Annotated in this window: 6 protein-coding genes; 3 read left to right on the top strand and 3 right to left on the bottom strand. The window is 69.5% G+C overall.

The window, feature by feature from the left end:
* Positions 1 to 3: 3 nt before the first annotated feature.
* Together ACZ6O0_RS40920 and ACZ6O0_RS40925 are read right to left on the bottom strand one after the other, a co-directional pair.
* The gene (locus tag ACZ6O0_RS40920; protein WP_465770474.1) at positions 4 to 1,782 is read right to left on the bottom strand and encodes an ABC transporter ATP-binding protein; all 1,779 of its coding nucleotides are present in this window, start codon (positions 1,780 to 1,782) and stop codon (positions 4 to 6) included.
* Positions 1,779 to 3,542: an ABC transporter transmembrane domain-containing protein gene (locus ACZ6O0_RS40925; protein ID WP_465770475.1), complete on the bottom strand. Its 1,764-nt coding sequence runs from the start codon at positions 3,540 to 3,542 to the stop codon at positions 1,779 to 1,781. The genes ACZ6O0_RS40920 and ACZ6O0_RS40925 overlap by 4 nt, the downstream gene beginning before the upstream one ends.
* Before the next feature lie 177 nt (positions 3,543 to 3,719).
* Here ACZ6O0_RS40925 and ACZ6O0_RS40930 point away from each other — a divergent pair, with 177 nt between their 5' ends.
* Positions 3,720 to 5,171: an MFS transporter gene (locus ACZ6O0_RS40930; protein WP_465770476.1), complete on the top strand. Its 1,452-nt coding sequence runs from the start codon at positions 3,720 to 3,722 to the stop codon at positions 5,169 to 5,171.
* Here ACZ6O0_RS40930 and ACZ6O0_RS40935 read toward each other — a convergent pair.
* Positions 5,158 to 6,174, bottom strand: coding sequence for a GTP pyrophosphokinase (locus tag ACZ6O0_RS40935; RefSeq protein ID WP_465770477.1), 1,017 nt, complete (start codon positions 6,172 to 6,174; stop codon positions 5,158 to 5,160). The two genes, ACZ6O0_RS40930 and ACZ6O0_RS40935, sit on opposite strands and share 14 nt — an antisense overlap.
* Positions 6,175 to 6,345: 171 nt before the next feature.
* Between ACZ6O0_RS40935 and ACZ6O0_RS40940 the strand changes: the two genes are divergently transcribed.
* On the top strand, positions 6,346 to 9,189 hold the full coding sequence (locus ACZ6O0_RS40940) for a S8 family serine peptidase (protein ID WP_465770478.1): 2,844 nt from the start codon (positions 6,346 to 6,348) through the stop codon (positions 9,187 to 9,189).
* A gap of 100 nt (positions 9,190 to 9,289) precedes the next feature.
* On the top strand, positions 9,290 to 10,483 hold the full coding sequence (locus ACZ6O0_RS40945; RefSeq protein ID WP_465770479.1) for an ATP-binding protein: 1,194 nt from the start codon (positions 9,290 to 9,292) through the stop codon (positions 10,481 to 10,483).
* Positions 10,484 to 10,613 lie beyond the last annotated feature (130 nt).

A 10,613-nucleotide genomic window follows, 5' to 3' on the forward strand; every position in this document is an offset into this window, starting at 1 on the left:
ACCTCAGCGCTCGCCGTGCCAGGAGTGCCAGAGCGCCGCATACGGGCCCTGGGCATCGACCAGCTCGTCGTGACCGCCCAGCTCGACGATCCGGCCGTCCTCCACGACCGCGATCACGTCCGCGTCGTGCGCGGTGTGCAACCGGTGCGCGATCGCCACCACGGTCCGGCCCTCCAGCACGCCGGCCAGCGACCGCTCGAGGTGCCGGGCGGCGCGCGGGTCCATCAACGAGGTCGCCTCGTCCAGGACCAGCGTGTGCGGGTCGGCCAGCACCAGCCGGGCCAGGGCGACCTGCTGGGCCTGCGCCGGAGTCAGCGAGACCCCACCGGAGCCCACCTCGGTGTCCAGCCCGTTGTCGAACCCGGCGACCCATCCGTCGGCGTCGACCGAACGCAGCGCGGCCCACAGGTCCGCGTCGGTCGCCTCCGGCCGGGCCAGCCGCAGGTTGTCCCGGACACTGCCCACGAACACGTGGTGCTCCTGGTTGACCAGCGCGACGTGGCTGCGGACCTGCTCGGCCGACATCTGGTCGAGGGCCGCACCACCCAAGGTGATGTCACCGACCCGCGGCGAGTAGATGCCTGCCAGCAACCGGCCCAGCGTCGATTTCCCTGCTCCAGAAGGGCCTACGAGCGCCACGCGGGCACCCGGCTGCACAGTCAGCGTGACACCGTGCAGCACGTCCCGGCCTTCCAGATAGCCGAACCGTACGTCGTCGGCCAGCACAGTCCGGCCCTCCGGCTCGGCGTCTCCGTCGGTAGCGGCCGCCTCGACCTCACGGACCCCGACCAGCCGCGCCAGTGACACCTGCGCCACCTGGAGTTCGTCGTACCAGCGGATCATCATGTTGACCGGCTCGACCAGCATCTGGATGTACAGCGCGCCCGTGGTGAGCGCGCCGACGGTGAGCCAGCCCTGGATGGCGAAACCGCCACCGATGACGAGCACGGCGGCCAGCGCGATCGTGTGGGTCATGTTGATCACCGGGAACAGGATCATCCGCAGGTAGAGCGTGTACCGCTCCCAGGCGACCCACTGCCCGATCCGGGTGTCGCCCAGCTTGATCCGGCGGTCGCCGAGCCGGTGCGACTCCACGGTCCGGCCGGCGTCCACGGTCTCGGCCAGCCCGGAGGCCACCGCGGCGTACCCGGCGGCTTCGGACCGGTACGCCGAGGGCGCGCGGCGGAAGTACCACCGGCCGCCGATGATCAGGATCGGTGTCGCGATCACCACGGCCACCGCTAGCTCAGGTGCGGTCACGACCAGTGCGCCGATCAGCAGCCCGGCCCAGATCACCGCGATGGTCAACTGCGGCACGGCGTCCCGCATCGCGTGCGAGAGCCGATCGATGTCGGTGGTGATCCGGGACAGCAGGTCACCGGTCCCGGCCCGCTCCAGCACGCCCGGCGGCAGGCCGACCGCGCGGACCAGGAAGTCCTCGCGGAGGTCGGCGAGCATCTCCTCGCCGAGCACCGCACCCCGCAGCCGGGTCAACCGGACGAACACCGTCTGCACCAGCAGGGCGATGACGAACCCGGTCACGACGTACGGCAGCTTCACATCGGTGCTGCCCTGCGACAGCTTCTCGACGACGTTGCCGAGCAGCCAGGGACCGACCATGCCGCTCAGCGCCGCCGCGGCGTTCACCAGCGTCAGCCAGGCGAACGCACGGCGGTGCCGGCGGAACAGTGTCTTCAGGTAGGCACGCACAGTCGTGCTGCCTGCCACCGGCAGCCGGGCCGCTTCCTGCGGGGCTGCCGGGTCGTACTCAGGGCGCTTCACAGCGACTCCTCGAGAGTTGGTTCGTCTTCACGGGTCACGACCGCGCGGTAGCGCGGGTTCGTGTGCACCAGGTCGTGATGGGTGCCGACGGCATCGACGCGGCCGTCCGGAACGAACACCACCCGCTCCGCGCGGTCCAGCATCAGCGGGCTGGAGGTGAACACCACAGTGGTCCGGCCGGCCCGCAGCAGCCGCAGGCCATCGGCGATCCGGGCCTCGGTGTGTGCGTCCACCGCACTGGTCGGCTCGTCCAGCACCACCACCGGCGGGTCGACGTACAGCGAGCGAGCCAAGGCCACCCGCTGCCGCTGCCCACCGGACAGGGACCGTCCGCGCTCGGTCAGCACGGCCCTCATCGCGTCGGACTCACCAGCCGGCAGCGTCTGCCGCAGTACGTCGAGAATGTCCGCGCACTGCGCTGCGTCGAGCGCTGTCTCCGCAGAGACCGCACCACTCGACGGCACGTCGAACAGGTCGCGCACCGTCCCCGACAACAGCACCGGGTCCTTGTCCTGAACCAGTACGACGGTCCGCGCCGAGTCCAGCGGGAGGTCGTCCAGCGCCACACCGTCGAGCAGCACCGAAGCCTCGTCGGCCTCGGCCGTCGGGCTGTGACCACCCAGCCGGTCGGCCAGCCGGCCGCCCGCGTCCGGGTCACCACAGACGACCGCGGTGAAGCTGCCGGCCGGGACGTGCAGACCGGAGACCGGGTCGAGCAGGTCACCGTCAGGCAGTTGCGCCTCAGCGGTGCCCTTGGTCTCGTCGGTCCGCTGCAGCGACAGCACCCGCGCGGCCCGGCGCGCCGACACCTTCGAGAAGATGAACGCGCTCGCGGTCTCCTCGAACGTGTGCAGCGGCACCAGCATGAAGGTGATGAACCCGTACGTCGTGACGAGCTCGCCGACCGAGATCTGCCCGGACATCACCAGCCGGACACCCAGCCACACGACCACCACGAGGAACACCCCGAACAGCAGCACCTGGAGAGCCGCGATCAGCGACCACATCCGGGCACTGCGGACCGCACTGGCCCGGTAGTCCTGCGAGGCGGCGCGGTAGCGGTCCAGGAACAGCTGTTCACCACCGATGCCGCGCAGCACGCGCAGACCGGCGACGGTGTCGGCGGCCAGCTCGGTGGCCCGGCCACCCTTGGCCCGCTGGGCGTCGGCCCGGCGCTCGGCCGGACCCATCAGCGGAACGATCGAGAACGCCAGCACCGGTACGGCGATGGCGACCACCAGGCCGAGCTGCGGCTCATAGAGCAGCAGCCCGATGACGACGGCGAAGCAGGTGAGCAGCGCGGCGGCGAACCGGCCGAGCACCTCGACGAACCAGCCGATCTTCTCCACGTCGCCGCTGCTCACGGCGACCACCTCGCCGGCGGCGATCCGGCGGGTCAGCAGCGAGCCCAGCTCCGCGGCCTTGCGGAACAGCAGCTGCTGCAGGCGCGACGCCGTACTGATCCAGTTGGTCACGACGGCACGGTGGAAGAACGAGTCGGCCGCCGCCTTGGCCGCGCCGAACGCGAGCAGCAGGGCCCCGGCCAGGAACAGCTTGGGCCAGGACAGGTCGATCACCGCCTGGACGGCGAGACCGACGGCGACCGGGGCGGCGGCGATCCCGCCGAAGTAGAGCAGGCCGAAGAACACCGCGAGGGCCTGCCCGCGCAGCTGCTGGTGCTCGAGCCAGACAATGAGTCGGAGGCCCGACCGGGTGTCCGGCACACCCGGGTCGGCGAACGGAATGAGGCGCAGGGACATGACGTCTCGCAAGAGGCGTAGAAGGGTTGAGAAAGAGGCACCTGACCAGGCGTATGGATCAAGCCTAGGTGGGCCCGCCGACAGTCCGCCAATCCTTTTCAACCAGTGGTCGGACACCGGGGGAATCGTTTCCGGCGTCGGTAGTAAAGTCTTCAACAGATGATCGGAGGAAGCCGGGTGCCCGGACGCGATGAGCTGTCCAAGTATGCGGCGGAGCTGACGCGGGGGCGGCGGCTGCTGATCCTCGGCATCTGCTGCTCCAGCCTGTTCATCGTCGGGCTGGACTCCACGATCGTGAACCTGGCCCTGCCGGCCATCCGCTCCGAGCTGGACGCGTCGGTGGCCAAGCTGCAGTGGACCATCGACGCCTACACGCTGGTGCTGGCGAGTCTGCTGATGGTCTCCGGCTCGACCGCGGACCGGATCGGGCGGCGCCGGACCTTCCAGGCCGGGCTGGTGGTGTTCGGGATCGGGTCGCTGCTGTGCGGGCTGGCGCCGACCGTGGACCTGCTGATCGTCTTCCGGATGCTGCAGGCGGTCGGTGGGTCGATGCTCAACCCGGTCGCCATGTCGATCATCACCAACACGTTCACCGATCCGCGCGAGCGGGCCCAGGCGATCGGCGTCTGGGGCGGTGTGGTCGGACTCAGCCTGGCCGTCGGGCCGGTGGTCGGTGGCGCGCTGGTCGACGGCGCGGGCTGGCGGTTCATCTTCTGGATCAACGTGCCGGTCGCGCTGGCGGCCCTGGCGATGACTGCCTTCTTCGTGCCCGAGTCGCGCGCGGCGGTGCCGCGGCGGATCGATCCGGTCGGGCAGGTGCTGGTGGTGCTGCTGCTCGGCGGCCTGATCTACGGGATCATCGAGGGTCAGTCGGCCGGGTGGGGATCGCCGCTGATCATCGGGTGTTTCGTGCTGGCCGCGTCGGCGCTCGTCTGTCTGGTGCTGTACGAGCGGCGGCGGGACCAGCCGTTGCTGGACCCGCGGTTCTTCCGTAGCGCGCCGTTCTCGGGAGCGACGCTGATCGCGGTCGCCGGGTTCTCCGCCCTCTCCGGCTTTCTGTTCCTCAACTCCTTGTATCTGCAGTCGGCGCGCGGGTTCTCGGCGTTGCAGGCCGGGTTGCTGACGTTGCCGATGGCGGCGATGACGGTGGTGTTCGCGCCGCTGTCCGGGTGGCTGGTCGGGCATCGCGGTCCGCGGCTGCCGCTGGTCGTTGCCGGGAGCACGCTCGCTGCCTCGGGGCTGCTGCTGTCGCAGTTGAGCCTGACGACCTCGACCGAGGCGCTGCTCGCCGGCTATCTGATCTTCGGACTCGGTTTCGGCATGCTGAACGCGCCGATCACGAATGCCGCGGTGTCCGGGATGCCGCTGTCCCAGGCCGGCGTCGCTGCCGCGATCGCCTCGACCAGCCGCCAGGTCGGCGTCTCCCTCGGCGTCGCGATCGCCGGTACGGTCCTGACCGCCCGGCTGGTCGGCCCGCTCGAGACCGGGTTCGTCGACGCCGCGCAGCTGTGCTGGTACATCATCGCCGGCTGCGGCGTACTCGTCCTCGTGCTCGGACTGATCACCACGAGCGCCTGGGCCCGTCGTACGGCGGCCGCCGTCGCGGAGGACCTGGTCAGGGCTCGGTGATGCCGGCGCGGGCGAGGGCTTTGAGCCGTCCGCGGAGGATCTTCTGGCGGCGCTCCTCGTCGGGGAACAGGTCGACGTACGCCGTCCCCTTCGCGGCGAGGAGGTCGTCGTCGAGGCGCCGTACCGTGCCGGCCGGGAAGCGATGCGTCATCGCGGCCTGCACCGCGGAGCTGTCGATGCCGGTGAGGAGCTCGGTGAGCTGCTCCTCGGAAGTGACGCCGAGCCGGTCGAGGATGCCGAGCATCCACGCGTAGTGGTTGGTCTTGGCGTGCGGCGCGTCCGGGTAGCGACGGGTCAGGTACGTCGTCAGGATCGCCGTGGTCAGGTCCCGCGGGGTCTTGTCCGTCTCGGCCGCCGCGAGCTCGCGGTAGAGCCGGTCGATCTCGGTGAACTCGTTGTCCGCCAGTTCCATCAACGCGGCCGCGAGCAGGAACCGCCGGTCGAACTCGGGCTTGCGGTCCGGCGGGATGTCCAGCTTGTACCGGATGTCGTGCTCGAACTCGGCCCACGCGTGCTGGACCGCGGTCCGGACCTGGATCTCCATCGTCAGGTTCTTCAGTACGGCGTACTCCGGCAGCTCGCGGCGGTGCGCGTTCAGCCGGACCAGGTAGTGCTTGCTGGCGTACCCGAACACGCCCTGCGCGCGGGTGTGCGCCCCCATGTCGGTGTGCTCGACGATCTCGAACTCGGCCTCGATCACCTCACACACCCGGTCCACCGCCTCGACCAGGAAGGTGATCACCCGGGCCGCGACCAGGTCGGTGATCTGGTTCAGCGGATCGTCGTACTTCGGTCTGTTCGGATCGTCGGGATGGGGTTTGGCCGCCTTCGCCAGGAACGACTCCGGATCCTTCGCCCGGGCGGTCGCGCTGAGGTAGTTGATGCCCTCTTCCTCACCGATCAGCTCGTCGATCAGCGCCTCGAGCTTGCGGGCGCCACCGACGTACTGCTGATGCACGCGCTCGTACAGCGCCCCCGCCTGCTCAGCCCACTCCACCCGCATGGCGGAACCATAGTGCGCCTGCGGTCGCTCGTGCTGTCTATCACTTTCTAGTCTTTTCGCTAGAGAGTCGTAGAGAGCGGTTGCATGTTTGTTGCAGTCGAAGCGGCAGATATGCGTCGGTTCCGCGTGACATACTCCGCCGACTGCCACTCTCAGATCTGTGGGGGATCCGTGTCGTTCCGCCCTGTCCATGTGGTGCGCCTCGGCGTGCCCGCGGCCCTGATCGCCGCAACGTTGGTCACCGTCACCGGCTCGTCCGGTCAAGCGGCACAGCCCACGCCGAAGCACCTTCCGTTCTCCACCGGGGTGACCACCGCCTACGACCCGCATTCGGTGCTGGTGAAGTTCCGGCCGAAGGCGAGTGCGTCGGCCCGCAAGCTGGCCATCAGCAAGAACACGGCCAAGGCCGTCGCGAAGGACGTCGTCAAGGTCACCGGCACGGCGGGCGCACCCGACCTGCTGAAGAAGCTGAAGGCGGACCCGAGCGTCGAGTTCGCGTCGCTGAACTACCTGCGCAAGGCGACCGCGACGCCGAACGACGAGGCCTACACCGCAGGCCTCCAGCGCTACCTTCCGACCGTCCGGATGCCGCAGGCGTGGGACCTCAGCAAGAGCGCCGGCGCCCAGACGGTCGCCGTACTGGACACCGGTATCGACGCCGGCCACCCGGATCTGAGCGGCCGGACCGTGGCCGGTTACAACGCCGTCGACCCGGCGGCGCCGCCGGTCGACGACAACTTCCACGGCACCTTCGTGTCCGGGATCATCGCGGCCAACACGAACAACACCGAGGGCATCGCCGGGGTCGCCTGGAGCGCCAGGATCATGCCGGTCAAGGTGCTCGACGCGTTCGGCACCGGCACCGACGAGGACATCATCGAGGGCCTCAACTGGGCGGTCTCGCACGGCGCGCGGGTCGTCAACATGTCCTTCGGCGGGACGATGGACAGCCTCGTCCTGCGGGACGCGGTGGCGAACGCCGTGGCCGGCGGTGTCGTCGTGGTGGCTGCCGCGGGGAACACCGGGGACGACGCGCCGCAGTACCCGGCGGCCTACCCGGACGTGCTCTCCGTCGGTGCGACCAACGACAACGCCGTGACCACGAGCTTCAGCTCGCGCGGCGACTGGCTCGACCTCTCGGCTCCCGGCTACGACATCGTCAGTACGGTGCCGCGCGACCTCGCTCCGGGTTTCCCGTACGGGCAGGCCAGCGGTACGTCGTTCTCGGCCCCGATCGTCGCCGGCGTCGCCGCACTGGTCCGGAACAAGTACCCGGCCTTCACGCCGGATCAGGTCGTGGCCCGGCTGAAGGAGACCGCCCGGGACGCGGGTCCGCGGGGCAACGACCCGTACTACGGCGCGGGCATCGTGGACGCCTATGCCGCGCTGGGTGGTCCGACGGGTGCCGACTTCACTGCCGCGACGCCGGACGGCAACGACTTCCCGGCCCGGGCTCAGAGCCTGGGCAGTTCGGCCTCCGCCTCGATCGGCGCCGAAGGTGACGCGGACTGGTTCAAGGTCGACTCCGCGGCCGCGCGCAACGTCACGGTGAAGGTCACCGGCCCGCTCTACGACTCGGTCGAGTTCGCGCAGAACTTCGGCCCGGTCGTCTCCGTCTACGACCAGGACTTCCGCCTGCTCGCGCACGTCCAGACCCCGCGACCGGACGAGGACGCGGACGGTTTCGAGATCCCCGCCGCCCTGACAGCCGGCACCAACGCCAGCCTGGGCGCCGGTATCAGCTACATCAAGGTCTCCAACTACAACGGCTCGCGCGACAGCCGGCCGTACACAGTGACGGTCGGTGCCTCGGACACCGGCGGTCCCGGCCCTACCGACCCGTCCTTCCTGGTCGAGGACGCGTCGGTGCCTGACTTCAGCGCGAACGTCTCGGTGGACGTCCATCCGACGATCACGCTCAGCCGCGACGCCGCGCAGGCCAGCATCACCTCGGCCGCGATCCACCTGCTGAACGGGAAGACCGGCGCGCAGGTTTCCATCGCGCCGGGCTACGACGCGGCGGCCCGGACGATCGCCATCACGCCGTCCAGCTCGCTGCTCGACAACACGCCGTACCGGATTGTCGTCGACGGGGTGCGGGACACCGGCGCGGCGATCCTCGGCCGCTACACATCGACCTTCCAGACCGCCGATCTGGCGCCGCAGGCGGTGACCTCGTTCGACGCGAGCGGCGCCTACCTGGCGGCGAACCTGACCTGGAAGATCCCGCCGACGACGGACCTCGACCACGTGGTCGTCCGGCGCAACGTCGGCAGCAAGGCGCCGACCCTCACCACCGGCACGCTGGTGTACTCCGGTACGGCGTCCGCCGCGAAAGCGACCGGTCTCGCGCAAGGGACGACGTACACGTTCGCCGCCTGGGTGGTGGACCGCGGCGGCAAGGTCAGCCCGATCGCGGTGACGCAGCTGCTCGGGATGAAGTCGGGCATCAGCACGACCTCGACGCTGATCAACTACGGCGGCTCGATCACGATCAAGGGCAGCACGCTACGGATCGACAACCTGGCGTACGCCGGTCTGCCGGTGAACGTCTACGTGCGGCCGAAGAACGTCTCCAAGTTCACCCTGCTGGCGGCGCTGAAGACGTCGTCGACGGGCACGCTGTCGGTCGTCCACAAGCCGGCCGTCTCCTCGGTGTACATGCTGACGTTCCCCGGTAACGCCGACCTGATGGGCACCCGGACCGCGGACATCACCGTGCAGGTCGCGCCGACGATCTCGTCGGTCCTCTCGCCGGCCGCGATCCGGCTGGGTGGGACGACCGCGTTGTCCGGGTACGTCGCTCCGGCACACGCGGGTCAGCCGGTATCGCTGCAGCTGTACTCGAACAAGACCTGGAAGTCGATCGCCTCGGTCAAGCTCAGCACCTCGGGGAAGTACGCGTTCGGCATCAAGCCGGCCGCGCGGGGGGCCTTCGCGTACCGGGTGCTGTTCGCCGGTGACGCGGACCACGCGCAGGCGGTGTCGCCGTACCGGATCGTGACGGTCAGCTGACGCCCGGTCGCGCCCCGGCTCGCGCGCCGGGGCGCGACACGGTCTCGGTGTCGCTAGCGAAATCTAAGGAAAACGCTAGACGGGCTCATACAGTGACAGCATGGATCCGATCCGGAATCCCTATGCGCCCGGCGCCGGTCAGCGGCCGCCTGAGCTGGCCGGACGCGACACCGAGGTGCGGCAGTTCGAGGTAGTGCTCGAGCGCGTCGCCGCAGGCAGGCCGGAGCGGAGCCTGGTGCTCAGTGGGCTCCGAGGGGTCGGTAAGACGGTGCTGCTCAACACCTTGCGCAGCCAGGCGATCAAGCGGGCCTGGGGCACCGGGAAGATCGAGGCCCGGCCGGACCAGAGCATCCGGCTGCCGATCGCGCAGGTGCTGCACACCGCGATGCGGGAGCTCGGACACCGGCACCGTGACGACGAGCGGGTCGACCAGTTCAGCGCCGTACTCAAGGCTTTTGCTTTGCGGACCGATGCGCACGACCGGAAGGGGATCCGGTGGCATCCGCCGGTCGACGTGGCCGCGGCGAAGGGTCGCGCGGACTCCGGTGACCTGGAGATGGACCTGATCGAGCTGTTCGCCGATGCGGCCGATCTGGCCGGCGATCTGTCCGTCGGAGTCGGGTTGTTCATCGACGAGATGCAGGACATCAGTGCGGACGACCTGTCCGCGCTGTGCGCTGCTTGTCACGAGATCTCGCAGCAGAGCGCGCCGCTGGTGGTCGTGGGTGCCGGCCTGCCGCATCTACCCGCCGTACTCTCCGCCAGCAAGTCGTACTCCGAACGGCTCTTCCGCTACATCCGCGTCGACCGGCTCGCCCGGGAGGCCTGCGACCGGGCGCTGATGGTCCCGGCCGAGAGCGAGGGCGTGCAGTACGACGAGGAGGCGCTGGACGAGCTGTACGCCCAGACCGACGGCTACCCGTACTTCGTCCAGGCGTTCGCCCACTCCACCTGGGACCACGCGCCGACGTCCCCCATCACCATCAAGGACGTGGCAGTCGCGGCCCCTGAGGCGTCCGCCGAACTCACCGTCGGCTTCTTCGGCTCCCGGTACGAACGTGCCACTCCGGCGGAACGCGAGTACATGCGTGCGATGGCCGAACTGGGCATCGGCGTCGACGACGGCTCCGTCCCCACCGCCGAAGTCGCCAGCACCCTCAACCGCAAACCCCAGTCCCTCTCCCCCGCCCGCGACGGCCTGATCAAGAAAGGCCTCGTCTTCTCCGCCGAACGCGGCACCGTCGCCTTCACCGTCCCCCACTTCGGCAAGTTCCTCCGAACCCGCACCGCCTGAAGTACTGGGGTCTGCCCCACGCGTGCTACGCGGCGGCTCCTAATGAGTGTTGGGTCTGTGGTTTGGGTGCAGACTCGTGCTGCTGGCTGGTGAGCACTGGGGCGCTCCTGGACGTGGTGAGTTCTTGACG

This window comes from Kribbella sp. NPDC048837, assembly GCF_055586945.1.